Annotated in this window: 27 protein-coding genes; 7 read left to right on the forward strand and 20 right to left on the reverse strand. The window is 57.1% G+C overall.

Translation table 11 applies throughout. The features are described 5' to 3' along the window. Positions 1-70 precede the first annotated feature (70 nt). Positions 71-1,732, forward strand: a complete 1,662-nt coding sequence (locus FKG95_RS11935) for a 3-(methylthio)propionyl-CoA ligase (RefSeq protein WP_142896566.1) — start codon at positions 71-73, stop codon at positions 1,730-1,732. Between the two features lie 123 nt (positions 1,733-1,855). On the opposite strand, the gene FKG95_RS11940 is transcribed toward FKG95_RS11935, so the two are convergent. The 7 genes from FKG95_RS11940 to FKG95_RS11975 all read right to left on the reverse strand — a co-directional run bounded on the left by FKG95_RS11940 (position 1,856) and on the right by FKG95_RS11975 (position 6,495). Then, positions 1,856-2,647, reverse strand: coding sequence for a cyclic nucleotide-binding domain-containing protein (locus FKG95_RS11940; RefSeq protein WP_142896567.1), 792 nt, complete (start codon positions 2,645-2,647; stop codon positions 1,856-1,858). Positions 2,648-2,826: 179 nt separating this feature from the next. Continuing rightward, the gene (locus FKG95_RS11945) at positions 2,827-3,399 is read right to left on the reverse strand and encodes a hypothetical protein (protein WP_142896568.1); all 573 of its coding nucleotides are present in this window, start codon (positions 3,397-3,399) and stop codon (positions 2,827-2,829) included. Between the two features lie 34 nt (positions 3,400-3,433). Then, positions 3,434-3,922: a hypothetical protein gene (locus FKG95_RS11950; RefSeq protein WP_142896569.1), complete on the reverse strand. Its 489-nt coding sequence runs from the start codon at positions 3,920-3,922 to the stop codon at positions 3,434-3,436. 201 nt (positions 3,923-4,123) lie between these two features. Next, positions 4,124-4,864, reverse strand: a complete 741-nt coding sequence (locus FKG95_RS11955) for a tetratricopeptide repeat protein (RefSeq protein WP_179954068.1) — start codon at positions 4,862-4,864, stop codon at positions 4,124-4,126. Between the two features lie 69 nt (positions 4,865-4,933). Continuing rightward, complete coding sequence (locus tag FKG95_RS11965) at positions 4,934-5,401, reverse strand: hypothetical protein (RefSeq protein WP_142896572.1); 468 nt, start codon at positions 5,399-5,401, stop codon at positions 4,934-4,936. 79 nt (positions 5,402-5,480) lie between these two features. Beyond that, the gene (locus FKG95_RS11970; RefSeq protein ID WP_142896573.1) at positions 5,481-5,870 is read right to left on the reverse strand and encodes a hypothetical protein; all 390 of its coding nucleotides are present in this window, start codon (positions 5,868-5,870) and stop codon (positions 5,481-5,483) included. A gap of 223 nt (positions 5,871-6,093) precedes the next feature. Next, the gene (locus tag FKG95_RS11975; protein WP_142896574.1) at positions 6,094-6,495 is read right to left on the reverse strand and encodes a helix-turn-helix domain-containing protein; all 402 of its coding nucleotides are present in this window, start codon (positions 6,493-6,495) and stop codon (positions 6,094-6,096) included. Between the two features lie 674 nt (positions 6,496-7,169). Between FKG95_RS11975 and FKG95_RS11980 the strand changes: the two genes are divergently transcribed. Beyond that, positions 7,170-7,958: an XRE family transcriptional regulator gene (locus tag FKG95_RS11980; protein ID WP_179954069.1), complete on the forward strand. Its 789-nt coding sequence runs from the start codon at positions 7,170-7,172 to the stop codon at positions 7,956-7,958. A gap of 612 nt (positions 7,959-8,570) precedes the next feature. Here the strand turns inward: FKG95_RS11980 and FKG95_RS11985 are convergent. Continuing rightward, positions 8,571-8,927: a hypothetical protein gene (locus FKG95_RS11985; RefSeq protein ID WP_142896576.1), complete on the reverse strand. Its 357-nt coding sequence runs from the start codon at positions 8,925-8,927 to the stop codon at positions 8,571-8,573. 464 nt (positions 8,928-9,391) lie between these two features. Between FKG95_RS11985 and FKG95_RS11990 the strand changes: the two genes are divergently transcribed. Further along, complete coding sequence (locus FKG95_RS11990) at positions 9,392-10,051, forward strand: dioxygenase family protein (RefSeq protein WP_142896577.1); 660 nt, start codon at positions 9,392-9,394, stop codon at positions 10,049-10,051. Between the two features lie 75 nt (positions 10,052-10,126). On the opposite strand, the gene FKG95_RS11995 is transcribed toward FKG95_RS11990, so the two are convergent. Continuing rightward, positions 10,127-10,396 carry an usg protein gene (locus FKG95_RS11995; protein ID WP_142896578.1) on the reverse strand — a complete coding sequence of 90 codons (270 nt, stop codon included), beginning with the start codon at positions 10,394-10,396 and terminating at the stop codon, positions 10,127-10,129. Between the two features lie 453 nt (positions 10,397-10,849). Here FKG95_RS11995 and FKG95_RS12000 point away from each other — a divergent pair, with 453 nt between their 5' ends. Continuing rightward, on the forward strand, positions 10,850-11,173 hold the full coding sequence (locus FKG95_RS12000) for a hypothetical protein (RefSeq protein ID WP_142896579.1): 324 nt from the start codon (positions 10,850-10,852) through the stop codon (positions 11,171-11,173). Positions 11,174-11,562: 389 nt separating this feature from the next. Beyond that, the gene (locus FKG95_RS12005) at positions 11,563-12,105 is read left to right on the forward strand and encodes a hypothetical protein (RefSeq protein ID WP_142896580.1); all 543 of its coding nucleotides are present in this window, start codon (positions 11,563-11,565) and stop codon (positions 12,103-12,105) included. 73 nt (positions 12,106-12,178) lie between these two features. Here the strand turns inward: FKG95_RS12005 and FKG95_RS12010 are convergent, their stop codons facing one another. From FKG95_RS12010 to FKG95_RS29650, 4 genes are all read right to left on the reverse strand, one after another. After that, on the reverse strand, positions 12,179-12,646 hold the full coding sequence (locus FKG95_RS12010; protein ID WP_142896581.1) for a cell wall hydrolase: 468 nt from the start codon (positions 12,644-12,646) through the stop codon (positions 12,179-12,181). Positions 12,647-12,733: 87 nt separating this feature from the next. Continuing rightward, positions 12,734-12,934, reverse strand: a complete 201-nt coding sequence (locus FKG95_RS12015; protein ID WP_142896582.1) for a hypothetical protein — start codon at positions 12,932-12,934, stop codon at positions 12,734-12,736. A gap of 171 nt (positions 12,935-13,105) precedes the next feature. After that, positions 13,106-14,620: a hypothetical protein gene (locus FKG95_RS12020; RefSeq protein WP_142896583.1), complete on the reverse strand. Its 1,515-nt coding sequence runs from the start codon at positions 14,618-14,620 to the stop codon at positions 13,106-13,108. A gap of 309 nt (positions 14,621-14,929) precedes the next feature. After that, positions 14,930-15,100, reverse strand: coding sequence for a hypothetical protein (locus FKG95_RS29650; protein ID WP_179954070.1), 171 nt, complete (start codon positions 15,098-15,100; stop codon positions 14,930-14,932). A gap of 300 nt (positions 15,101-15,400) precedes the next feature. Between FKG95_RS29650 and FKG95_RS12025 the strand changes: the two genes are divergently transcribed. Continuing rightward, positions 15,401-16,708 (forward strand): NAD(P)/FAD-dependent oxidoreductase, encoded by a 1,308-nt coding sequence (locus tag FKG95_RS12025; protein ID WP_142896584.1) that lies wholly within the window; start codon positions 15,401-15,403, stop codon positions 16,706-16,708. A 37-nt stretch (positions 16,709-16,745) separates the two neighbouring features. Here FKG95_RS12025 and FKG95_RS12030 read toward each other — a convergent pair whose 3' ends face one another. From FKG95_RS12030 to FKG95_RS12040, 3 genes are all read right to left on the reverse strand, one after another. Beyond that, on the reverse strand, positions 16,746-17,852 hold the full coding sequence (locus FKG95_RS12030) for a S1C family serine protease (RefSeq protein ID WP_218940167.1): 1,107 nt from the start codon (positions 17,850-17,852) through the stop codon (positions 16,746-16,748). Between the two features lie 162 nt (positions 17,853-18,014). Further along, positions 18,015-18,710 carry a glutathione S-transferase family protein gene (locus tag FKG95_RS12035; RefSeq protein ID WP_142896585.1) on the reverse strand — a complete coding sequence of 232 codons (696 nt, stop codon included), beginning with the start codon at positions 18,708-18,710 and terminating at the stop codon, positions 18,015-18,017. A gap of 49 nt (positions 18,711-18,759) precedes the next feature. Next, complete coding sequence (locus tag FKG95_RS12040) at positions 18,760-19,521, reverse strand: sulfite exporter TauE/SafE family protein (protein ID WP_142896586.1); 762 nt, start codon at positions 19,519-19,521, stop codon at positions 18,760-18,762. 548 nt (positions 19,522-20,069) lie between these two features. Between FKG95_RS12040 and FKG95_RS12045 the strand changes: the two genes are divergently transcribed. Further along, positions 20,070-20,801 carry a PhoH family protein gene (locus tag FKG95_RS12045; protein WP_142896587.1) on the forward strand — a complete coding sequence of 244 codons (732 nt, stop codon included), beginning with the start codon at positions 20,070-20,072 and terminating at the stop codon, positions 20,799-20,801. A gap of 11 nt (positions 20,802-20,812) precedes the next feature. On the opposite strand, the gene FKG95_RS12050 is transcribed toward FKG95_RS12045, so the two are convergent. The 4 genes from FKG95_RS12050 to FKG95_RS12065 are packed head-to-tail and all read right to left on the reverse strand — an operon-like array spanning position 20,813 to position 24,453. Beyond that, on the reverse strand, positions 20,813-21,667 hold the full coding sequence (locus FKG95_RS12050) for an ABC transporter ATP-binding protein (RefSeq protein ID WP_142896588.1): 855 nt from the start codon (positions 21,665-21,667) through the stop codon (positions 20,813-20,815). Further along, positions 21,667-22,653, reverse strand: coding sequence for an ABC transporter ATP-binding protein (locus tag FKG95_RS12055; protein WP_142896589.1), 987 nt, complete (start codon positions 22,651-22,653; stop codon positions 21,667-21,669). The genes FKG95_RS12050 and FKG95_RS12055 overlap by 1 nt, the downstream gene beginning before the upstream one ends. Positions 22,654-22,655: 2 nt before the next feature. Further along, positions 22,656-23,504 carry an ABC transporter permease gene (locus FKG95_RS12060; RefSeq protein ID WP_142896590.1) on the reverse strand — a complete coding sequence of 283 codons (849 nt, stop codon included), beginning with the start codon at positions 23,502-23,504 and terminating at the stop codon, positions 22,656-22,658. Next, entirely contained in the window at positions 23,497-24,453 is a 957-nt protein-coding gene (locus FKG95_RS12065) for an ABC transporter permease (protein ID WP_142896591.1), read from the reverse strand. Before FKG95_RS12065 ends, FKG95_RS12060 begins: the two co-directional genes overlap by 8 nt. Positions 24,454-24,506: the final 53 nt, after the last annotated feature.

The following is a 24,506-nucleotide window of genomic DNA, read 5'->3' on the forward strand; positions in this document are numbered from 1 at the left end:
AATGCAACCGGATGAAGGCCGGTTGCGCGTTTGTGCTTGAGTTCGCAAAGAAGTCTCCGGAGACAAAACGATGCTCGGTCTGATGATGGGCAAGCCCCTTCTGATCTCGTCTATATTAAAACATGGCGCCGAGATTTACGGTCAGCAGGAGATCGTGTCCCGCGCGGTCGAGGGGGACCTGCACCGCTATAGCTATGAGGAAGCTCACAAACGTGCTCAGCGCCTGGCAAACACTCTTGGCAGGTTTGGCATAGAGCGTGGCGACCGCATCGCCACGCTGGCATGGAACGGGTACCGGCACTTTGAAATCTATTACGCGGTTTCCGGGTTTGGCGCGGTCTGTCACACACTAAACCCGAGGCTCCATCCCTCACAGATCGCCTATATCCTGAATCATGCGGAAGATAAGTACCTCTTCATCGATCTGACCTTCATGCCTTTGATCGAGGCGATGGCAGGACAGCTTGAATCTCTGCGCGGCATCGTTGTGATGACCGATCATGCGCACATGCCCGAGAGCAAGATCCCGGGACTGTTGTGCTACGAAGAGCTGTTGGCAAACGCCTCGGACCAATTCGACTGGCCGGAGTTTGACGAAAACTCTGCATCTTCGCTCTGCTACACCTCGGGCACGACGGGTCACCCCAAAGGCGTTCTCTACAGCCACCGTTCAACTTTGCTGCACTCTATGGCCATCGCTTTACCGGGCATCATGAATTTTTCGGAGAAAGCCGCTGTTTTGCCGGTTGTTCCAATGTTTCACGTCAACGCCTGGGGTATCCCCTACGCCACCCCCTTTACCGGGACCAAGCTTGTCAATCCGGGACCGAAGCTTGACGGCGACAGCCTTTGGGAGCTCATGGAAACGGAAGGCGTGACTGCATCGGCTGGAGTTCCGACCATCTGGCTGGACCTCCTGAGGGCCATGCGCGAGAGAGGCCGCGCACCGGCGAATTTGGAGTTTGTCGTCATTGGCGGCTCGGCTACGCCGAAGTCGATGGTCAAAGACTTCGAAAAAGACTTCGGCGTGGAAGTCCGGCAAGGCTGGGGAATGACCGAAACCAGCCCGGTCGGTACGATAAACGTCGTCAAGCAGTCCCATCTCGACCTGCCCGACGACGAACGCCATGAAATCCAGATCAAGCAAGGTAGAAAGCTTTTCGGCGTTGACCTGAAAATCGTCGACGAAAACGGATCTGCTCTGCCCCATGATGGCCAGGCACAGGGTGAACTGAAAATCAGCGGCCCCTGGGTCTGTAGCGCCTACTTTAAAGCAGAAAGTGGTGAAGATCAGGGAAACCGGCACGACGAGGAGGGTTGGTTTTCCACCGGAGACGTCGCGACCATCGATCCAGAGGGCTACGTGCAAATCACCGATCGCGTGAAAGACATGATCAAATCAGGGGGTGAGTGGATCAGTTCAATCGATCTGGAGAACGCGGCGACCGGACACCCGGACGTCATGATGGCAGCCGTGATCGGGGTTCATCATCATAAATGGGACGAGCGGCCACTCTTGCTGATCGTGCCGAAGGCGGACGCAACACCCGATCAGGATGCGGTTCGAGACTACCTCGCGGGCCAGGTCGCGAAGTGGTGGCTCCCGGACGATATTATTTTTGTGGAATCTCTGCCTCTCGGTGCGACGGGCAAGATACTTAAAAACCGTTTGCGCGAAGAATACAAAGACCATCTGAGCGACGGGAATGAGAGCGTTTCACATTCATCTTGAAACGTAGCTCCTCAAAAATCGCGTTCAAGATCAGCCGTTTGTTGATCGAGAGGCAGTGAATTTTGAGTCCATTTAAATGTGAATTGCTCCAGCGGCGAACCGGGCACCTGTCCCAGCGAGCAGCTAACTCTCTCCAACGACGATTCGAAACCGGAAAGGCGAGTCACCGCCGCCGGCGACAATCGAGTTCTCCCCCGGATTCAACAGAGTGACGTCACGCGAGAAGTGCTCGCCCAGCGAGACTTCGTTGACCTTTGTCCCCAGTTCGGTTCTGAAATCCCTGATAGCAAAGCCCTTCGCCGTTTTTGCCACTGAAAAATGAACCTTCGCCAGCCTGTGTGGTTCGCTGTCGTGCAGCGGCAGGTCAATTGTAATGGGTGGCAGGGCTTCATCGCCTACAGGATGCCTCCCCACAAAAAACGGCAAAACCTGAGGTGTCAGACCCTCAGCAGGCAGAACCGAAGTCACCGCATCGGAATCGGCAAGGATTTTAACCTGCCCCGTTGCCGGACGGTCGTTCGAGAGGTCTTCGACCTTCGGGTCGGTCTTTCTGCGGCCGCCCACGACGACGGAAGCCGCGAAGGCATCGTCCAGTGTGTGTAGGCGTTCACTCAACCGCTGCATCAGTTCGAATGCAGTGTCCGCATCCTCACTCACCCGGTGCAGAAAATCGTCGCGCTCAATCGTCTCGACTTCCAGATTCGAGACCGCCTTCACGGTGGCGCTGCGCGGACGCCCCTCGATAACACCCATCTCGCCAAAGTATTCGCCTGGTCCAACGCGCCCGAGTGCAATGTCGCGGCCCTGCAGTTCCTTAACGATCTCGACTTCCCCGGATATAACGCGAAATACGCTGTCGCTCAGGCCGCCTTCACGAAACACGATATCCCCGCGTTCAAACCTTTGCTTCGTCATCCTGCACGCCCCTCGCTGCCCCTGGATCTTCTATTATGTCTGATCGGATTCACCGCCCAAAGGAAACCCCGTATCACGCCCCAAGTCTATGCCGCTGTTTCGGCCTGGCGTACACACTTTGTTGTCATCGATAACATCAGAGCACAAATGCCCCCGTCACACCTTGCTTTCTGGCTCCATCAGGCTAACGGAAGCGTGTCCTGAAGAGAGGACAAACCGGTCTCATCCCTCGTCTTCTTTTCGTTTACCAGATCGCGGTAATCCGCCAGTACTTCTTCTGAAATCTCCGCGCCCGCGGCGATTGCGCGACGGATGGCGACACGAAAGGCGCACTTTCGCGAGATCAAGCCGATTGGCGTGCAAGGCGGAAGGCGGCCCACCCGTCCTCCACGGACCTCGAACCCAAAAATCTGCAGTTCGGCTGAAAGCAAGGCCCCGCGATGCGGTCGATCGAGGAACAAAAGGTTGTCCGAGAAAATCCCGGCCACACTCCAGGACTCACGAGGATCGGCGGGCGGGTTTCCCTTCCATCGGCCACGGACAAGCAGGAATGCGGCATTGAACCAGTCGGCAGCCAGGGCATAGCGGCCGTCGCGCCCCTGGATCGGAACAAGAGTGTCGATCCGCCAGTGATCCGCATAGGCCGCCCGCAATGCCCCCATATCCTGATCTATCGGCTGATCGGGCTTTGGCTTGCCGGATACATCCAAGGCCAGAAATTCGACGAGCGTTAGCTGGTGGATGAACGTCATAATTTTGCGTGACCGCAGAAGATGGGGGTTAACTTCACGCGACGTTCCGCATCTTCAACTTCATACCGACGATTTGATAGATATCCAAACCCGTTATACTGGCCACCTCGCGGAACGGCAGGGACGTCTCCGCCAGCAGAACGGCGGCATGCCGATAGGGATTCATCCGCGCCTTGCTATTCGAGCGATTTGAGCTGCGTTGCCGGCTCCGGCGTTCCTCGGCACGTCGCTCTTCAGCATCCAGGCCACGCTCCTGGGCGGCTTTCAGCGCCGCTTCCCGCCGGGCTTTCTCACGACGGATTTCCTGATCCATCAAATGGGTCGCGGTCGCAAAGCGATTGGCGAACTCCCGCTCCGCCTCCGTCGACGGGCCCTTTGCTTCCTGCTTCGGCTTTTCCTTGGCGGCCTGCTCGCGCATTGCCGCCGCCTCATCGAGTGTCAGACCTTTGCGCTCGGCCATGCGTTTTGCCGCGGCCAGAGCATTCTCCCGCTCACCCTCGAAAGGGCTCTCGGCCGCTAGCATCAACAGGTTGTGAAACCGGTCCCGCTCGGCATCTGTGAAGGTCTCAGGAATGACGATCTCGCTGTATTTCAGATATGCGCCGTTCTCATGGCAATCCTGCCTACTATACCACCGGCAGCCTGGCGCTGCCTACAGCCGCGAATATAAAAACAGCCAAATATCATATGCCTACATAGCGATTAATTCGTTAATGCACACATCCTAGAGGTTTTCGCGCAACCAGGTCTCTGCCCGCTCCCGGGCATCGGCGAGATCTACCTGCGCAAGACGTTCTTCAATCTGTCTCAGAGGTTCCGCCACCTGTCGGGCAAAGGTCGTGTCCCTGCGGCTGGCAATGTAATACCAGGTGTAGGCTTCGGTAAGACTGATCCGGCCGACACTGCCTCGCTCAAAGCGCTTCGCGACCGCGATCTGCGCCAATACATGCCCCTGAGTCGCGGCAGCGAGATACCACTTCGTCGCGCGAACGGCGTCCGCTGCGACGCCATCTCCTTTTTCATAACGCCGGGCGAGCTCGAACTGAGCGCGCACTTCTTGGCGCTCGGCAGCCGCGCGAAACAATTCGATCGCCTTTGCCAGATCTCGCTTGACGCCAAGCCCGGCAGCAAAATTCGTCGCCAGACTGTATTGCGCTGCGGCATTCCCCTGATCCGCAGCCTTCCGGTACCATTCCGATGCTGCGCGGTGATCGACCCCGACCGCAAGGCCCATGGCATAGACGTTACCCAACGCCGTCTGAGACCGCGCGTCACCTCTGTTCGCGCTCTCGCGCCACTCGGCGACCGCCCGGGCGACATCGCCGCTGTCATAGGCCGACACACCGGCGTAGTAATCGGCCTGCAGTGAGCCATTCGCAAAAGCCAGACAAGCTGACAAGGCCAAGACGCGCGAGCACCAGGAGATCCACGCACACAGAGTGACGAACGAACCGGACATCTTCATCGACGTTAATCCCAGATCCGACAGATTTGTTACCGGCGCAGCGAACGCCGCAGAAAAACCGGCAACGGCTTAGTGCTTTGTCATCCCTTCGCCGTCCAGATCGAAAAAATCCTCCTCGATCATCTCGTCTGCATCGTCGAAGGTAATGACGCCACCCTCGTTCGACTGGTGCCGGCGTTCCAACTCACCGATCATACCCTTGGCCTGTATGGCAGCCCACTCCATCTTGGCCGCAGCATTGAAGTAGCCACCCTCGGTGGCCTGCTCCGACATCACACGCATGCCTGCTTCCAGCATGGTGAAGGCGTAACTGAGCGGCAGAGCCTGCTCACGGTCAAACTCAAACCCGTTGGTAGTATCGAACGCGTCGGCCAACTCGGAGAACACCCTAAGCATCTGCTCGATGTCCTGGGGTCCCTCGTCGACGTTCAGCTTTGAGAAATGATCGGCGACGCCGCGGATGATACGTGCGAATACGACACCCTCACGATCCTCTCCCGCTTCATCTAATCCGTCAGTCTCATCTCCATCGGACATCGCTCTACCTTTTGAAACTCGGCGCCTGCGCGCAACGCTTATGCCTATCTTACAGACTTAAGCGCGATAGGGGTACGACTCAAACAAAACCTCTGAGCTTTGCCAAAGCACTTAGTCCTTCGATAACCGCGCGGCGCGACCGCGGCATGCGATCGTCGCAACAGAGCCGGCGGAGCGTGAACCAGTGTTCCTTTAGGCTGAGCATAGTGTCGCGCATTGCGCGCAGGTTCCAGGCAAGCTCGTCCGACATTTCCGGTCCGAAGCTCGACCGTCCGCCGTCGCGATCAAAACCGAGATCGCCGTAGCGGGCGACTCCTTCATTTGAGCGTGTCCGGAGATAAAGCGAGCGCAACCAGACACCCGCATCATAAAGCTCCGGCGCAATCACCTCCTGGTCCAGCAGTTGATCCAACAGGCACTCGTACTTTGCTCTCGCCCCCAGCATAAGGATGTTGCCTTGAACGGACACTTCTCGGGTCTCGACGACAATACCGCCATGATGACGAGCCCTGCTCCGCGACCCAAAGTCACTCACTGCCAGGACATCAGTGTTTAGGTGTTTCTCTCGAGTTGCCTTGTTCGAAACCGATGGGTCTCGGTCACTCGCAAATGACGGTTCGTTGTCACTGCTCTTCTTCATAGCTCAGCGTTCACCTCGCAATTTTATGAAATGGACTGGAAGGGCCTGGTTTTCACTGTGCGGAGCCATAAAGCCGGTTGAGAACCCGCTGCTGCAGGTCTTGCAGATTTCGGTCCCGGGTCAACAAATAGTCCATCAGATCGCAGGCATGCATGACGGTCTTATGATCCCGCCCGCCCACGCTTGCACCGATTTTCGCCAGTGACAGCTCAAAACAGAGTTTACGCATCAAATACATAGCCAACTGACGCGGACGGGCGATCTTACGGTCCCGTCGGGCGCACAAGAGAAGCTCAAGCGAGATTCCGCTCTCCTCCGCCATGACACTCAAGATCCGTTCAGGCGTAACAATGGCTGCGCGTCCCGCGTATCCGGCAGAAGAAGTACTCCCCCCGATCCGGACCGTCGCCCGCCCATCACTTGAACTGTACCGATCCTGCTCATAGCCACTCATACAATTTCTCCTCTGGTTTTTATCTTTTGTCCGCTCCGCGACGCTCCCTGGCGCAATGGATTTCGTTCCTGTCTACGCCTCTGCGCGCAGCCTCGCCGGGCGCGCGACGAACCCTTTGCCGAGTTAGCCGATATCCGCGCTCGCCGAGGGTGAACACGGCACCTCCCCTGCCTCTCCGGCCAGCACTTGTTGGATTGACCAGCGTCTCCCGCGGTCTCCAATGACGATCTATCCGGCGCCTGGCTTGGAATGACGCCCACAGCGGCCGCTTCCGCGGCAGACAACTGGAGCAGACGCCGGATGGCCGTATTGCTCATCCCCCGCGCCCGGCACTCCAATACGAAGGCCTCGGTTTTGGTCAGGAAAAGTCCGGAATGCAGCACCGAATCATCATTCACTGCCAGAAACTCCCCAACCATCAGAAACTCCCAATCGGCGCGGCTGCGGGACGCCTGCCCCGGGAGCGATGCCTGAAACACAAGAACCAGAGTCCTGAGCAACGATTGGCACTGCGGCACCGGGATTTGCATGCGCAAAACGGATCATGTGAAGCCTTTCGGTTTTTACTACATATGATAGAATTAATTTGTACCCATTATGTGGTGATTTCACAAGATGAAGTTGTGCCCATTTTGCACATTGTACCCACTTTGGAGATCCGTTATAGTGACCGCATGAGCAATCGCATCAAAGAATTGAGGCGCCTGCGCGGCCTCACTCAGGACAACCTTGGAAAGCTGGCGGGCACGGGCCGTTCTCAGATTGTCAAACTTGAGCGCGGCGAACGGCGCCTGACGGTCGAATGGATGCGCCGCCTTGCCAGGGCTCTTGAGTGTCACCCGGCAGACCTTCTCCTGGATGAGCCCATGACAGATGGCTTCGGTGAGACCGAAGCTGACGCTTCGTTTGCCTTGGAACGTTCCAGTGAGAGTGGCGTTTTCGACCGGCACGTTCAGGCACATACGTCGGGGTCTTACGGCATGGAAGCAGAGTTCGCACCGCATTCCGGTGAGGCGGCCCCGGCATCGGTTTCAGTCCCCTCGACAGCCAGCCTGCTCCGGGATGTCGAAGTTCGGGGCGTAGCTGTCGGCGGAAACGAAAGTTGCTTTGAATTCAATGGTGAAGTCGTTGATCGCGTGCGCCGTCCTCCCGGAATTGCCGGGGCGTCAAACGTATTTGCAATCTATGTTGTCGGGCAGTCTATGTCGCCGCGCTTTGAAGAGGGTGAAATCGTCTTTGTACACCCCGGCCGTCCGGCCACAAGCGGCTGCGATGTGATTGTGGAGCTGCACGGCCACAATGGCGACCCCGGCCAATGCTACATTAAACGGCTGGTCAAGAAGACCCCGACACGCACTGTACTGCAGCAGTTTAATCCGGCCCGGGACGATATCTCCTTCGACAACGACAATATCCGCGCAATGTACCGAATCCTGACCGCGTCGGAACTTCTGGGCGTTTAGTTGCCGGCCTTGAATGCGACTGCCGTCATCTGAAGCGGCGCATCATGAGATACGGCGACGTCCTTGGCTGTTTTACGCCAAATCACAATTTGTACCCATTTTGGATCTTTTGTTGAATTCACTGCAGGAATTTAGCAAGCTTACTTCGGTTGAATTCGCCATTTAATTGTATTTTCAATTTACAAATGACTGGCGGAGTATCGTTAAACGGAGGAAGACCAAGATGGATGAACTTGAAACCCTCGAGGCACGTTACGACGCAATGCCACCCGAAATTATACAGAGGTTTCGTAACGGGCGCGCGGATGTACTTTCTGTTCGCCACAACGCACTGAGAGGCGAGATTGTCTTTGCCCGCAGAATGTTCCGGGCCAATCAGCGCGCCCGTAGAAGCAATCGGCCTATCGACCGGGCCACACGCCGGCGATACGAAGACGATTGCCGTCATTGGTGGCACCGTTACCGGAAGGCCCAGACATCCGCAGCTCAACTCCGCAATCTGCAAGCGCTCGAGAGCTTGAACAAATCGCTAAGACTGCGATAGACCAGCCACCGCAAAACTGGGACTTCAGAGACTTCTATCTCAGGGCCCCAGCCCCCCCCTCGACGGCGCTATGTTGGGATGTCGGCCAACTCAGGGTGCGGGCCGAAAACATAAGGGAAGACGGCCAGCACATCCTCGAGAGTTTCGCCGTGACCGAGAACCTTGGAATCGGCGTCGATTGCGCAATAGACCGCACCGATTTTGCCGAACGCGCAAAGAATCCGCTCGCCCTCGGTATCGAGAATGGCAACAACCTGCTCACCCGCATCCGTCGCGAGCGGCACACAATGGCCCGCCAGTCCGAGTGCGATCATCTTATCGCCCATCGCCGTCAAACGCTCCACTTCCAGTTCAGAAAGCGATGTCGAGTCGGAACCCACCGCTTCTGGCTGTTTCGGCAAAGGGCTTTTCAGCATAACTGACATGTTGCGTTTCCTGCGGTTTCGCGTAGGACAGCAAGTCTGACAGCGATCTATGACCGAAAGGTAAATAGAATTTTATATAAATTTCGGGCAATTCCCATGGATCATCATCTCTCGGCGCTTTTCCGCTAAAATTCTATTTACTATCAACTACCTCGCTCGTACTTCCCGCTAGCGTCCCCGGGGAAAACAAGGTGCTTTGGGTTGTTGTACGATGTGCCATCATCCCCCATATGGTTGCGTCATCGCCCCCCCCTTTGCTCTAAGTGTCTTCAATCACTATGGCCAACGATCACTACCGATAACCGTTGGCGATACGCATTGGGCAGCTCCCCCGAAAGTTCAAGTGCGAACCGCATCGCAGAGCTCTATCGATTGATTCCGGCAGGTCTTCACCCCATTTCAATCGTGTTGCCGATTACGGCCGGCTAGCGCATGCAGACGCGACCAAGATACGGGGAATTCGAATGACACCTGCCTTTGCCCCTTTAAACCGACGCAGCCTGCTCAAACATACCGGCCGGCTTGCGGTCGGCTCTGCCGCCCTGACCGTCGGCTTGCAAGCCTCGGCAATGACAGCACCGGCTACGCCGCGACAACCCTTAGGCCCTTTTTATCCGGACAAACTGCCGCTCGACAGTGACAACGATCTTCTGTTCGTCGCGGGCAGACCAGGCCAGGCTCTCGGCCAACCTACGCACATTTATGGCCAGGTACGATTCGCGGATGGCACGCCGGTTAAAGACGCCGCAGTCGAAATCTGGCAGTGCGATTCCTATGGCCGTTACATCCACAGCCGCGATGCGAGCCGCGGGCGGCGAGACAGAAACTTTCAGGGATTTGGGCGGGCAATTGCGGATAACGAAGGCCGGTACCGTTTTAGAACCATCCGGCCAGTCGCGTATCCCGGCCGTACGCCCCACATTCACTTTCTGATCCGAGAGGACAACATCGATCGTCTCGTGACGCAGATGTATGTTGAAGGCGAGGCTCAGAATCGGCGGGACGGTCTTTTGAACCGGGTCTCGGATCCGCTTCTGCGCGGTGCATTGATCGTTCCGCTCACACCGAGCCCTGAACTTGGTGAAAATGCGCTCAGCGGGCGCTTTGACATCACTGTCACTTAGCGGGCAACTGGTCCGGCAGAAGATCCGATGTCGTCAATCTCAACCTTCGAAGGATCTCCGGATGAGACAACGGCACTAATGCAGTGTCAAAAGCGCTTCCGTATGCCGCCACTCGCCCCGTTTAAAGAGTTCGCGGGAACCGACGGTGACGGATACGAGCGGGCCGTCCAGATTTTCCTTCCAGAATTTCAAAAACCGCTGCAACTCCGGATACTCCGGTACTAAATCATACTCCTGCCAGACATAGCTTTGCAGCAATTCAAGATGATCCGGCATACGATAGATAATCTCCGCTGTTGCCAGTGTGTAACCTGCAAGTTGACGCTCTATAATCGTTGTTTTCATAAAATGAACACGATCTCCAAGATTACAGACATACCGCATCTGAAAGGCTAAATCATAATTTTAGATGAATGCAATATAATATCATTACTTTCCAATACTGGCAGCCAGCAGTGTCGAGTGCTGATAATTATCGAAAGAATTGAGCTTAAGGGTGAACGGAAGGTTCGCATTCCAGACGCCTGATCTGGTGAGGCCATGGCAAGTCGCGTCCACTTCCCAGGACACCGCCAAGACTCCCTGATACAGGCGACGAGTCTTCAAAAAACAGGAATCTAGGGACCCGGTCTTTCCTTCGGGACCCGGCAGTCCTCCATGCCTAGTGTGATGTTTCTGAAGTTCGTCGCATAATATGCGACGAATTTTAGAGACTGAATCACACTCGATTCAATGAGGTAGTGTCGCGTTGAATCTGAAATTCAATGAAGTGAATTTCAGATTCGGGATACTAGAGCCGTGAACGGCAGAATCATGGGCCGCGGCAGCTCCCTCGATCAGACCTCCAGCCTCGGCATCAGAGGCGTCGGCCTTTTACGCCGCTTTATCGCAGCCGGCGCTGCGGTCGATGTGCTCAAGGATCCTGTCCAACCGGACCTCAAGCGCGCGGTGCTGATGGGCTGTGTCGTCATGAATCGCCCGCAACCGCGTGCTGACGCGCTCAAGGCGTTTTTCCAGCAAAGTAATGCGCCACCACATGAAAGCGGTCACCACAACAAAGGCGACAAGCAAAATCCACTCAAACATATTCGGCTCCAAAACGAAATTCCGATGCCACTCTGACTTCTACGGGCATCGTAAAAGCACGCCGAGAAACACAATCAACTGCCCTTTAGGAAAGCAACTCGCATGCCAGTTTATTTTTTCTTTAAAATTCATATGCTTATCGAAATATTGCACCTATGCTAACAAAATTATGTAAACTCTGTCGACAAAGAAACGAGGAACGCTTCAACTATTACTTATCGATATATCAATAACTTAAATAGGTTAACCCTCTTCGGTCACGGAATTTTACTGTAAAGGCTTTCGACGTCCGGCTGTGCAAGGATCATTCGCCAGCAATCGGCGATTGGTGGGATATTGTGCTTTCTGTGAGCTCACTGATGTTGTAGCCAGTTGTCATCAATAACCATGATGTAGCTTCATAACGCCAAGTGCCGCAGAAACCGATGAACCTCTATCTAAAAGTCTTCCTCGCCATGTCGGTGCCCTTCGCTGCAATGACCGGATTCATTGTCTCCAAAGACGCGGGGGTCGCCGGCGGAATTGCGACCGGGATTGCCGGTGGCGCAGCGTTCGGTGCCCTGGCTTCCATTATCCTGGTCACGCTCCATAATCACGCCATCGCGCGCCTGCCCTTTCCCCCGGAAGACAAGAACAATTCCGTCAAACAGATGAAAAGCATTTTCGTTGATTGGGATTACGAGACAGCCTTTACCCGCTGTGGCCAGGTCATCACAGACTACGGTTGCCGCCAGATCCAACCTGATCCGGGTCATGGCACGATCATCTCGAAATCGAAAATGGACCTTTTCGCGGCCTTGCAGGCAATCGGGATGCGCGTCATCGAACATGAGCCTGGGCACTGCGAAATCCAGATTGTCAGTCGCCCTAAAATGCCCACGACGCTCTTGGACTACGGCAAAAACCTCAAAAACGTCGAGGAGCTTGCCCGCCGCCTGCGAAAGTACGATGAACAGGACCAAGACTGAGTGACGACCGACGCCTCTGCCCCCGTTCCCGCAGCCTAACATCAGCGCGAGAGCCGTCTTTCAAAGTCCCGCCTTAACGATAGTATATGTGCTTACCGATCTGCACGGTGCGCTCGCGCTTTACCCGCCAGGGAACGTCGATATTCGAAGCATGAAAGAATAGGCCGCCCTTCGTCGGGTCGTATGGCAGCTCAGTCAGCAAGGAAGGCGCGAGTTCCCGCGCGGTCGCCCAGGCTTCGGCCTCCGTCGGCCTGTCGCTCTTGCCGTCGCACCACCAGGAAAACTGACAGGGCGGGGTCTCTCCGCCTTGTGTCACCACTCCGCACACGCTGCCTGGAAACTCACTGTGGGCAACCCGGTTCAGCACGACTGCACCGACCGCGATCATGCCATCGGCGCCTTCCGCTTTGGCTTCCCAATACATCGCCAGCGCGAGGCAGCGTTCTTCCTTGCTAAGCTCGGTTTCAGCCATCGCAGGTGTTCCCACAATCGCTACTGCGCCGACCCCAAACGAGATCGCGGCCAACACTAAACGGTGCATACAAAATCCCCTCCCAACAGCAGCGCCTCCAGCACAGCGCTGTGAAACAGGCTACCGCCTTGAGGAGAGTTTAACCAGAAAAGGAATTTATCGACAGACTATCGTCGCATTGATTTGTGAACCCGATATCGGACCCTGAACCTGACAATTGTTGATCGCCTGGCGGATTTCGCGCTGATCAAATCCTGCCTGGGAGTGGACCGGCCCGGGCGCGAGAAACGTCCCGAGCGCCACGCCCCACACACCCAGCGCAAGCACAGCGACGAGAACACGGTCAAAAGTCTTCATGGCAAGATACCCTTTTCCTGATCCCGCATGGTGCGGGAGTCTAATGAGGCGGAAAGCGCAACGTAAAGGCACCCCAGCCACTTTCGGGCCGGAGAAACATACAGCAATGCTCTCGCTGGACGAGCACTGTAATGCGCTCTTATCGCTACGTCGTCACGAGAGCGAACAATATCAAGAAGAAGAGGAGCGTTTTCGCGCGCGAATAAGCCTCACAAACCGAGTCAACGACGCCTCCGCCGGAGCATTCTCATAAGACGCGCCCCGCCCCCCTGTCGGGAGGGTGACCTTCGGACTTTCAGAATCGTCACCGGGTTCTTTGGACAAGCGTAGATCCTTGAAAGCCCGCAAATCGATCTCTCGCCGCCCGGATGTGGCTGCGGCGGCTTCGTTTGCAAGTGCGACCTGCTGATCGCTCTCAGCGATACCCTTGTCATCCGGCGTTTTTGCTGGGTCCTCTGGCAAGATCGGATGCGTCAGAAGGATCGCTTCGTCTTCGCTCTCCAGTTCTGTGCGCCACTCGGCGGGCTCCGTCAGCAATGCGTCTTTTGCATCAGCATCATCGTCGGCATCTTCCGCCGATCCTTGGGCATCGGAGACCTTCGAAACAGCACCACTCTCCGCGAGAGGCGTCATCAGCAAGGACTCGGAAGGCCTGTCCATCGCTTTCATCTCGCGCCTTAAATCCTGGCTCATAGCCGGTTGCGCATCGTCAAGCCGTTCTGCTGTGTCTGATGCTTTGCCGTCTGCCTGCTGGAACGCAGGAAAATCACCCGCAACAACATTCGGATTCACGTCCGGGACTTCAGAGGCTCCGCCAGCCGGCTCGGAAGTAACACTGCGCTCCGGCAGGTCCGAGGCAGGCATGTCGGAAGCGGTTACGTCCGAGACTGACAACTCTGAATGAGGCGGATCGACACGCGCACCCCGATCCAGCAGGCCGCGGTTCAGCAGAAGGTCGTCGACCGAACGCTGAAAGCCTGCAATCTGGCCGGCCCATTCGCGGTTCAGACGTTCCATGTGCGTTTCGACAAGACTACGCAATACACTCGATGCCTGCGTCTGTGCCACGTCCTGCCGTGCCGCCAGAGCATCCAGAGACTTGCCCATCTCCTGCATCCGTGCATCGAGGCCGTCGAGCGCGGTATTCTGATCTAGTTCGCCGGAAGGCGCGGCAACGCGCGACTGCTCCGCTATCTTGTCCAGACGCTGTCCAAGGTCCTGCATCAAGCCGGAGAGCCGCTCAAGCTCATCGCCCAGTGGTGCAATCATTTTCCAGGTCGCATTGACCAGCTCTTCAGATCCTCTGGTATTTTCCGACTCGGCGTCATTCCGCTCGGCGAGCAGGACAACGCGCTTTTCAACATCTTCCATCTTGGTGAGGAGCTTCGCCTCAAGTTCAGACCCAAGATTCGCCGTCAACTCTTCGAGGGTTTTGCCCAGATCGGCGGTGCTGTCTGACGCACCAGCGCCGGTCCCGCCTGAAGAAGCCTGATCCACTATCGCGAGCTTCATCTGCTGAAGCTCGGTTTCGATGATTTTACGGTGCTGTTGCTCGCTTTCCTGCGTCGCAATCAATCGCTCAACCAGCTCAAAAAGGCGCCGGTTTTCCTCTCGTACGCTTTGAGCCTCGGAATTTTCTTCACTGACCTCAGTGCCGTCACTCTTTTCCGTAACGTCGTTACCCAATTTTCTATTCCCTAAATCTGGTCGCTACGGCAACAAACTGGCCCAAGTCATACGCTGCCAAGGCTTGAACTCCGAGAGTCAAAATAAGGGCTCAACAGGGTCATAAATACGGCTTAACCGCAATCAGCGCACTGGGCGCCCATAGCGCGTAAAACCGTCATACGGATGACCGGGAACCCAGGGACTCCAGAGATCCTGGGACGGCGAGAAACCGTCCCCTGACGATTACCCTACACTGGTCTCGACCTCAATTCGAGCCCAACAGGATATCGAAGCCCGTTTTCCACCCACTCCGCGGCAGGTTCAGCCTCAATCAGCGCCCTGCGGCTGGAAACGGTCTGCAACGGCCCAATCATGATCGGGGTAGCGTTGCCTGAGCCGCTGGGTAAACTTCGCCAGAACCGAGGGTGGCAGCATAATCAGCTTACTGGGCTCACCATCGCAGCGAATGACAAACTCGTGATTCTTCTCAGCATCCATCTCAACCTCCACGAACAAGAGAGTCATGAAGGGGGAAAAGCAACATTCGCGCCAGTTCCAATAATCAAACAATATCATATCATTAAATACGAACGATCATATCGCTCACATACCATTGTAAGAATTTCCGACGTATATTCATACTTAATGCAAATACCTGTAATAATTTTCGACAACGCCCGAATACTTACTGAAATTCGAGTTCGCTGAGGGCCTCCGTGAGTGGCAGTCAGCAATAGTGCGAACCAGAGATGCAAGCTAGAATAGCGGTATCAAAAACCGCAGCAGGAATCCATTCCAGTGCCAACCGCAGCAGATGTCATCATAATCGGTTCCGGCGTCATTGGCGCCGCGACGGCTTTTGAACTCGCGAAGGCCGGCTTCAGAACACTTACCGTCGATCGGAACGCGGCCGCCGGGCACGGTTCAACGAGTGGCTCCTGTGCGATCATTCGCATGCACTATTCGACCTTCGCAGGCACCGCCTTCGCGTACGAGGGCTACTTCTACTGGCGGGACTGGTCAGACTACCTGGAGACCGCCGATCCCAGCGGTTTGGCGACTTTCAAGGAAACCGGCTGTCTGGTCATGGCGACGGAAGCGAATGGTTATCTGGAGAAGCACAAAGACATTTCGCGCGAGATTGAGTGTCCCTACGAAGAGTGGGATGCCGCGAGGATCCTGAAACAAATACCGGGCTACAGCCTCGAACGCTTCGCACCCGCCAAATCCAAGGACGATCCCGATTTCGGGCTACCAAGCGGCGGAGCGATCACCAGCGGGGTATTCTGGCCGACAGCCGGTTACGTCACCGACCCTGCGCTCTCCGCGCAGAACCTCGCCGTCGCCGCCCAATCAAGGGGATCGCTGTTTCGTCATAACGCTGAGGTCAGTGAGATTTTGACGGCAAATGGCCGTGTGAGAGGCGTGCAGCTCGCATCGGGAGAAGAAATCCATGCCCCAATCGTGGTGAACGTGGCGGGCCCGGCCTCGTCCAAGATAAATGCCATGGCCGGTGTCCTGGAGGATATGACTATCAGCACGAGAGCGCTACGCCAGGAAGTGGTCCACGTTCCGGCGCCCCCGGGACTTGATTTTGACTCCAGCGGTATCGTGATATCCGACAGCGACATTGCCTGCTACATCCGTCCGGAACATGGCAACAACATCCTTGTCGGCAGCGAAGACCCACCCTGTGACGACCACACCTGGGTCGAGGATGACACGGACTTCAATCGCGATTTTACCGATCAGTGGACTACGCAGGCCATGCGTTACGCCCAGCGCCTGCCCTCACTCGGGATTCCCAGCCGGATGCGTGGCGTTGTCGATCTCTACGATGTCTCGGATGACTGGATTCCGATTTACGACAAGTCGTCCCTGCCCGGCTTCTATATGGCCTGCGGATCCAGTGGCAATCAGTACAAGAACGCTCCCATTGCCGGCAAGATGATGGCCGCGCTGATCGATTATTGCGAAAACGGAGGCGACCACGACAGCGCGCCGCTGCAATTCACTCTGCCGCGGATTGGCAGGAGTATTGACGTCGGCTTCTACTCGCGGAACCGGGAAATTAACAGCGAATCCAGCTTTTCAGTCCTCGGCTAGCGAAGTCTCACAGTTTCGCGGGAAAATCCTGTTTTCGCTAATGCGATCGCGGCTTGAGTTTCAGATACTGGTAACGATCACCGGACGTCACCGTCACCCCAACCACGTCTGTACCACGCAAAACTTTCAGCAGGATTTCCGCACCGGGCTGGCCTTGGCTCCAAACCTTGCGGAAAAGCCCTGCCATATCGGGCACCGCTTCACCGTTGACTTCGAGTAAGACATCGCCGGGCTCAAGGCCCGCTTGCGACGAAGGACCACCGGGCGTCACGCTGGTGACGATCACCCGGCCATAGGATTCTGTCGTCAGCATACCGAGCCAGGGTCGCCGGGGCGTGGAGGCGCGGCCGGATTCCAGCAGATCCGCAAAAATCGGCTTCAGCAGATTGATGGGCACAAACATATTGCCCGGCAAAGCGCCGTTTGCTTCCACAGCATCGTTGACGATTAAGGAGCCGATTCCGACCAGCTCTCCGGAAGGATTGACCAGGGCCGCGCCACCCCAATTGGGATGAGGAGGAACGGTGTAGATCGCATTGTCCAGCAGATATTCCCAGTAACCGGCAAACTCTCTGCGCGACGCAATGACCGCGCCAAGCGTACTTGAAATACCACCATGCCCGATAACCAGAACGCGGTCTTCTTCTGTGAGTGCGGCGGAATCCCCCAGTTTGACATGACCGCCGCCAAGCGGCCTGGATGCCCGCACGAGGCCAAATCCCGTCGCATGATCATAGGCCAGAATTTCAGCCGAGACTTCGTCGCCGTCTGCCGCAAACAAAGAGACCGACTGTGCTTCGAGGATAAGGTAGCCGATGGTGAGCACCAGACCGCTGTCATCGATGACGACGCCATTGCCTTCACGCACCTGCCCGAGCGATGCCGCCGTGCGCGCATCACCCGGAACTTCCGCACGCAGGCGCACGACCGACGACAAAACGCCGTCCATGCGCTGTTGCGCAAAGGCTTCCACGGCAAGAAACATCGCCATGAGCGTGAAAACGAGAGTCACGCTCAGCGTTCGGCGGAACCGAAGCGGTATTTGCGAATTCAGAGCAATTGCGGCGTTACCACCGGCATCAGGCTTGCGGGCTCTAACACCACCTGCGTTCAGTTGGCTGTTCCGTGTCACATTGCTTCGCATGCTCGGTCTCCTCGTTCGCTTTGCCTCCGGAACCCACGCTACCTTAGCAACTGTAAAGCGAAGCCGTCGCTTCACAGTTTCGTTTTCTTCTTACAGGCAAACGGCCCCGTCTATGAGATGGTACCGCCGCCCGGTCTTTCCAAACACAAGCGCGAGATATCTTCACGCAGCGGGACGCACCGCATTTGCCGCCAGACCGCCGTGCATCTCCAACAGCCGCTGGCGCCATGCCTTTACTGCATCTTCACTCGGCAGAACTTCAAACGACGAAGAACAGCGCGCCCACTGAAAAGCGCCGAAAACGATGTAGTCCGCAAAAGTTGGTGCCTCTCCGCCAAGAAAAGCCTGGGCCTCCAGTGTCGCCCGCAGGGGCGCGAGGCCTTTGCCGAGATTGGCAAGGTGGGTGTCACGATCCTCGCACACCGCTTCCAGACTGGTTTTCAGCATCTTCTCCCGGCTCGTGCGGAAATAGTCTTTATCCTTTTCATGAAGCCCGCCATGAACATCGGTCAAGATGAGACGCATCAGAAGCGGGTGCAGAACCCGCTCCGTCCAGAACTTCAGAAACAGGCTCGCCGAGCGCGCACCCTCACCGGGAAACAAAGCCGGAGCCTCGGGGTAGGCTTCATCGAGATAAGCTGCGATTTCCCAGGAGTCATGCAGGTGGCGCCCGGCGTCTTCGATCACCGGCACCGAGCCCTGCCCGGAAGCGGCAATACGTTCTTTTTCTGTGAAGCGCCAGGGTAAGGCCTCGTAGGCGAGTCCTTTATGCGCCAGGGCCATCTTGATCCGCCAGCAGTAGGGGCTGAAGCGGTGGTCATCCTGCGCACCAGCAAGATCGTAGAGCGTTATCGTCATGAACCTGTGTGTTCCTTCAAGTCTTGTGTATTCGAAGATTGCGGAAGCATTATGACAGCATCCCGGAAACCCCATCGTAGAGCAGCTTCAGGCCCGTCAGGAAGAGGAAGCTGTAACAGAGATTGTAAAAGAGCTTCTCGGGAATGCGGGTATGAAGCCAGATCCCGCTGACGATCCCCACCAGAGCAAGCGGCAGAATAACCAGCGACGTCATGAGATTTTCGGAAGAGAACTGACCGAGCCAAGTATAGGGAACCAGTTTCACGTAGTTGATGATGGTGAAAAAGATCACCGTGGTCGCCTGGAAGACGGTCTTATCAAGCTTGAGCGGCAGCAGATAGACATTGAGCGGCGCGCCGCCGGAATGCGCGGCAAAACTTGTGAAACCGGCAATCACGGACCAAAACCCACCCCTTACAACACTTGGGGCTTTAGCCGGGTGCGCACCATTTCTTTGTTTGAGCCAGTAGTTTCCGCTGAAACCAAGGGCGACCATACTGATCAGAAGCTTGATCGTATGTTCGTCCAGGTACTTGAAGCTCGCCGTTCCGATGGCAATGCCGACGATGGCCCCGCAGATAATGATTTTGGCGGTTGCTTTGTCCCACTTACCGCGAAAGGTCCAAAGGCCGATCAGATCCATGAAGATCAGGATCGGCAGCAAAATCGCCGCCGCCTGCACCGGAGAAATAGTGAGCGAAAGCAGGGGCACCGCGGCCACACCCAATCCGCCGCCAAAACCGCCTTTCGAGATTCCCATGATCATGAGCGCGGGCACGGCCACCAGATAAAACAGAGGATCTTCAATCACGTGGAAAGCTTTTCGCAGACTGTTCAACGCGCAGGCGCGGTGTTCTGATCATTAACAGGGCTTACTCTCGAATATGGACTGGCTTTTGACCCCTGGCGCAAGGCGACCGAGGTGTGATTTCGATATGACACTTACCCACATCTTGTATGATTCTTTCGTGAAAGACACAAAAAGTAAGAGCATCGAATTGCGAATCGCGCTAGCCTCGAATTTGTAAGGTACTGCTGTCCAAGGAAGATTGCTAAATCTTATGAACCCATCGCGGGCTTACAGAATGTCGCGATTGCTTGATCGGATAAGACGACCGAACAAGCCTGATCCCGAAAACCAGCCGGATCTGTTGTCCTCTTCAGGCAGTCCCGGCGAGAGGCTTCAAACCGACAGCAGCCTCGAAATCAGATCATCTCTTACAACTACTTTTCTGAATGATGCGCCTCCCTTCGCGGAGGCGTTTGTCGTTTTAACACCCCGTGGTTCGTTCCTGAGATTGCTTATCGAACTTCCAGTGATTCGAACCGCTCATTCGTTCCAGAAAACGGAGACCCTTTATGGCCAAGCGTTCCTCGCGCAAAGTTTCCCGCAACGACAACAACGTTCGTCCGCTCTATCCGGAGCAGACGGGTTGGTCACCGCTGGATAATCAGCAACGAGACAAAAGCTATCTGCGCAAGGTCCGGCCCTACAACGACAATCAGGCCGCGTTACTTGAAGCCATAGACACCCGCAACATGGTGCTCGCGCTCGGCCCTGCCGGCACGGGGAAAACCTATCTGGCAATCGCCAAGGCCGTTGAAGCTCTGGAAAAAGGCACCGTCGGGAAAATCATGCTCTCGCGGCCCGCGGTCGAAGCCGGCGAGAATCTGGGATACCTGCCGGGCGATCTCGAGGATAAGCTCGCGCCATATCTCCGGCCCCTCTATGACGCATTGAACGACCGGCTGGGCGCGAAACAGCTCAAATCCATGCTCAACGACGGATCGATCGAGATCGCGCCGGTTGCTTACATGCGCGGCAGAACACTGAACAACGCCTTCGTGGTGATCGACGAAGCGCAGAACTGCACCTTTGTCCAAATCAAGATGCTGCTGACCCGCCTCGGCTGGCACTCGACGATGGTCCTGACCGGCGACCCTGACCAGAGCGACCTGCTGCCCGGTATTTCCGGGCTGTCGGAAATCGCCCAGAAGCTGGAACCCCTCGACGACATTTCAGTGGTGCGCCTGAAGGACGAGGATATCGTCCGGCATCCGCTGGTCGCCAGCATGCTGTCCGTCCTCTAACGCGCGAAAACCTACCTAGCCCCGGCGGGGCGCGCGGCACGACGAAGCCGTCGGCTGCGCCGGGGATCTGGATAAGGCACGGCGCTGATCAGGGACTTGGTGTAACTGTGCTGAGGATCGCTGAAGACCCTGTGGGTCGGCCCCGTCTCCAGAATTTCGCCCTCATACATCACAGCGACTTCATCGGTAATATGGCGCACAACCGAGAGGTCATGGCTGATGAAAAGAAACGTCAGCCCGCGTCGCGTTTGCAGATCCATGATCAGGTTCAGAACCTGGGCCTGCACTGAGACGTCGAGCGCGGAAACCGGTTCGTCGGCAACGATCAGGCTGGGTTCGGTGATCAAAGCGCGGGCAATGGCAACCCGCTGACGCTGCCCACCGGAGAATTCATGGGGATAGCGATCTGCATCGCTGGGTTTAAGACCGACCGAGTTTAAGGTTTCTTCGACCCGCGCCCGTCGCTCGGACCGGCTCACATTCGGCAGCAGAACTTCCAGCGGTTCCGCAACGATCCGTTCGACTTTAAGGCGCGGGTCGAGCGACCCGTACGGGTCCTGAAACACCATTTGGAATTTTCGTCGTAGAGACCGAAGCTCCCTGGCCGGCAGGCGAGAGATATCGCGCCCTTCGAGCAGAACACGCCCGGAGACAGGCTGCTCCAAGCCCATCACCGTGCGGGCCAGGGTCGACTTGCCACAGCCGGACTCCCCGACGATCCCAAAGCTTTTACCCTGCTCGACGGAAAAGCTCACGCCATTGACGGCGCGAAACCGAGATGGCGGTGCAAAGAGACTCTCGCGGGGAAGCCTGTACTCGCGAACCAGATCCTCAACTTGTAAGAGGGGTTGACTTCCGGCGGGCATCACTGATCGACCTCCCCGCGCGCGATATTGAAACAGGCCGCGCCGTGACGATGCCCCAACGCCTCCATCTGCGGCACCGATTGATGACAAACATCCGTCGCAAATCCGCAGCGTGTCACGAAAGGACAGCCTGCCGGCCGCGAGAGCGCGTCCGGCACCCGCCCCGGGATCGTTGACAGCGGGGTGCGCGTCGCCGCGCCGTCGGAACTATGGCTTGGCATGGCGGCAAAGAGGCCGCGCGTGTAAGGATGCGCCATACGTCGGAACACTTCGTCAGTCGGGCCGTCCTCGACCACCCTGCCCGCATACATCACTGCCATCGTGTCTGTGGTTTCGGCCACTACTCCGAGGTCATGGGTGATCAGCACAAGCCCCATGTCGAATTCGTCTATGATCTCCGCGAGCAGATCCAGAATCTGCGCCTGAACCGTCACATCCAGTGCCGTCGTGGGTTCGTCCGCGACCAGAATGTCCGGCCCGCAGGCCAACGCCATGGCAATCACGACCCGCTGCCGTTGGCCGCCGGAAAGCTGGTGCGGAAAGAGGCCGAGCGGAAAACGTTCGACCGGCAATCCGACCCGGGCAAGGCTCTGGGTCGCGCGGGTCTCTGACTCATGACGGGTCAGGCCGAGATGTAAACGCAGCCCCTCCCCGACCTGCCGCCCGATCGGGACAACCGGGTTCAATGCCGTCATGGGTTCCTGGAACACCATGGCCATCTTGCGGCCGCGCAGTTGGCAAAGACGCTCCTCTTCGGCCCTAAGAAGATCTTCCCCATCAACGAGGATCGAGCCATGCGCGCGCATCCCCTGCGGCAAAAGCCCCATGATCGCCAGCGCGGTCATGGATTTGCCGCATCCGGATTCTCCCACGAGGCCGAGGCATTGACCTTTGTTAAGCAATAGGTTGACCTCATCGAGCAGACGATAAGTCCCCTCCGGCCCTTCCAGTTCCACGCAGAGATTTTCGATCGACAGCAGAGCCATAGCTATCTCTCGCGCCTGAGACGGGGATCGAGAACATCGCGCAATCCATCGCCGAAGAGATTGAGTCCCAACACGGTGAGTGCGATCGCGAGCCCCGGAAAGATTGCCAGTTGCGGCGCCAGAAACATCAGCGTCTGGGCTTCGTTCAACATCTTGCCCCAGCTTGGTTGTGGCGGTTGCGTGCCCAGCCCCAGATAGCTCAGTCCCGCCTCAGCAAGGATCGCGAGAGCGAACTGGATCGTGACCTGAACGATCAGCACCGATGAGATGTTCGGCAGAATATGCTCAATGGAGATCCGCACGGGTCCTTTCCCGGCCACGCGCGCGGCCAGAATGAATTCCCGTTTCCAAACCACCAGCGCCGCGCCGCGTGTCAGGCGCGCAAAGACCGGAATATTAAAGATACCAATGGCGATGATGGAATTGATGGCACCGGGACCCGCCAAGGCCGTGATCATCACCGCAGACAACAGAGCCGGAAAGGCAAAGGCAAAATCGTTGGCGCGCATCAGGATCTCGTCCAGCCAACCCTGACGCGCCGCGGCAATCGCGCCCAGGGGCACACCGATTCCGACACCCAGTCCGACCGCTACGATCGCCACGGCGACGGAGTTGACCGCGCCCGCCATCAACAGGGACACGAGATCCCGGCCGAACTGGTCGGTACCCAGCCAATGCGCCGAGGAGATGCCTTGAAAGCGGCGCGCCACGACGATCTCTTCGACCGGATAGGGTGTCCAGACCAAGGCGACGGCAGCGAGCGCGACAAACAGAAGGGTAATGACGCCACCTATTACAAAACCCCGGCTGCGCAGTCCCATACGCCAGATCTCGGCAAACCCCTCAGACATGGCCGCCCCCGCTGCGCAGCCTGGGATCCAGAACCGCGTATCCCACGTCGACCAGGAAATTGACCAGGACGACCGAGCCCGCCAGCAAGACCACCAGGTCTTTGACGACGATGAGATCGCGCTGCGCAATCGCCTGAAACAGCAGGCGCCCGAGGCCCGGCAGATAAAAAACGTTTTCGATGATGATGGTCCCCGCCAGCAGAAACGAAAACTGCAGCCCCAGGATCGTAATCACCGGGATGAGGGCGTTTCGCACGGCGTGCCGCCACAAGGCCGCGTTGCGCGAGAGTCCCTTGGCCCTGGCGGTACGTACAAAGTCTTCCTGCAGCACTTCCAGCACCGAGGAACGCGTCACCCGGGTCAGAATCGCGGCCTGTGGCAGCGCCAGGGCGAAGGCAGGCAGCAGCAGCGACTGGACCGCCGGCCAAAACCCGGCATCCCAGCCCGCGAAGCCGCCGGCAGGCACCCATTGCAGGGTCACTGAGAACAGCAGGATGAGCAGGATCGCAAACCAGAAATTGGGAATCGCGATCCCGAACTGCGCTGCACCGGTCAAGGCGATGTCGAGCGGTTTGTTGTGTCGGGATGCCGCGATAACACCCAGGGGAATGGCAATCACTGTCGAGAGAGTCAAAGCCATGACCGCCAGCGGCAAACTCACCACCACACGTTCGACAATCAATTCCGAAACTGGCACGTCGTAAGTATAGCTGCGGCCCAGTTCACCGGTCACCAGGCCACCGACCCACTGGAAGAAGCGCAACCAGGCGGGCTGATCCAATCCCATCTCAGCCCGCAGAGCCGCCAAGGTGTCGGGCTGCGCCGACACGCCGAGCATCACGAGCGCCGGATCGCCAGGCAAAATTTCCAGAACCGAAAACACCACAACGGCGGCCACCAGCAGGGTCGCCACCAGCATGATCAGGCGCTTAACCAGGAACAGGGTCATCGACGACCGACGAAGTCTTCACGACAAGATCGACGCATGCGAGGCAATTCCTT

It is taken from the genome of Denitrobaculum tricleocarpae (genome assembly GCF_007004665.1).
Taxonomy (GTDB): Bacteria; Pseudomonadota; Alphaproteobacteria; order Kiloniellales; family Kiloniellaceae; genus Denitrobaculum; species Denitrobaculum tricleocarpae.

Bases quoted from the DNA above. Each gene is read 5' to 3' on its own strand.
- FKG95_RS11935 (WP_142896566.1), top strand. From the start codon at position 71: ATGCTCGGTCTGATGATGGGCAAGCCCCTTCTGATCTCGTCTATATTA.
- FKG95_RS11940 (WP_142896567.1), bottom strand. From the start codon at position 2,647: ATGACGAAGCAAAGGTTTGAACGCGGGGATATCGTGTTTCGTGAAGGC.
- FKG95_RS11945 (WP_142896568.1), bottom strand. From the start codon at position 3,399: ATGACGTTCATCCACCAGCTAACGCTCGTCGAATTTCTGGCCTTGGAT.
- FKG95_RS11950 (WP_142896569.1), bottom strand. From the start codon at position 3,922: ATGCTAGCGGCCGAGAGCCCTTTCGAGGGTGAGCGGGAGAATGCTCTG.
- FKG95_RS11955 (WP_179954068.1), bottom strand. From the start codon at position 4,864: ATGAAGATGTCCGGTTCGTTCGTCACTCTGTGTGCGTGGATCTCCTGG.
- FKG95_RS11965 (WP_142896572.1), bottom strand. From the start codon at position 5,401: ATGTCCGATGGAGATGAGACTGACGGATTAGATGAAGCGGGAGAGGAT.
- FKG95_RS11975 (WP_142896574.1), bottom strand. From the start codon at position 6,495: ATGAGTGGCTATGAGCAGGATCGGTACAGTTCAAGTGATGGGCGGGCG.
- FKG95_RS11980 (WP_179954069.1), top strand. From the start codon at position 7,170: ATGAGCAATCGCATCAAAGAATTGAGGCGCCTGCGCGGCCTCACTCAG.
- FKG95_RS11985 (WP_142896576.1), bottom strand. From the start codon at position 8,927: ATGTCAGTTATGCTGAAAAGCCCTTTGCCGAAACAGCCAGAAGCGGTG.
- FKG95_RS11990 (WP_142896577.1), top strand. From the start codon at position 9,392: ATGACACCTGCCTTTGCCCCTTTAAACCGACGCAGCCTGCTCAAACAT.
- FKG95_RS11995 (WP_142896578.1), bottom strand. From the start codon at position 10,396: ATGAAAACAACGATTATAGAGCGTCAACTTGCAGGTTACACACTGGCA.
- FKG95_RS12005 (WP_142896580.1), top strand. From the start codon at position 11,563: ATGAACCTCTATCTAAAAGTCTTCCTCGCCATGTCGGTGCCCTTCGCT.
- FKG95_RS12010 (WP_142896581.1), bottom strand. From the start codon at position 12,646: ATGCACCGTTTAGTGTTGGCCGCGATCTCGTTTGGGGTCGGCGCAGTA.
- FKG95_RS12015 (WP_142896582.1), bottom strand. From the start codon at position 12,934: ATGAAGACTTTTGACCGTGTTCTCGTCGCTGTGCTTGCGCTGGGTGTG.
- FKG95_RS29650 (WP_179954070.1), bottom strand. From the start codon at position 15,100: ATGGATGCTGAGAAGAATCACGAGTTTGTCATTCGCTGCGATGGTGAG.
- FKG95_RS12030 (WP_218940167.1), bottom strand. From the start codon at position 17,852: ATGCGAAGCAATGTGACACGGAACAGCCAACTGAACGCAGGTGGTGTT.
- FKG95_RS12035 (WP_142896585.1), bottom strand. From the start codon at position 18,710: ATGACGATAACGCTCTACGATCTTGCTGGTGCGCAGGATGACCACCGC.
- FKG95_RS12045 (WP_142896587.1), top strand. From the start codon at position 20,070: ATGGCCAAGCGTTCCTCGCGCAAAGTTTCCCGCAACGACAACAACGTT.
- FKG95_RS12050 (WP_142896588.1), bottom strand. From the start codon at position 21,667: ATGCCCGCCGGAAGTCAACCCCTCTTACAAGTTGAGGATCTGGTTCGC.
- FKG95_RS12055 (WP_142896589.1), bottom strand. From the start codon at position 22,653: ATGGCTCTGCTGTCGATCGAAAATCTCTGCGTGGAACTGGAAGGGCCG.
- FKG95_RS12060 (WP_142896590.1), bottom strand. From the start codon at position 23,504: ATGTCTGAGGGGTTTGCCGAGATCTGGCGTATGGGACTGCGCAGCCGG.
- FKG95_RS12065 (WP_142896591.1), bottom strand. From the start codon at position 24,453: ATGACCCTGTTCCTGGTTAAGCGCCTGATCATGCTGGTGGCGACCCTG.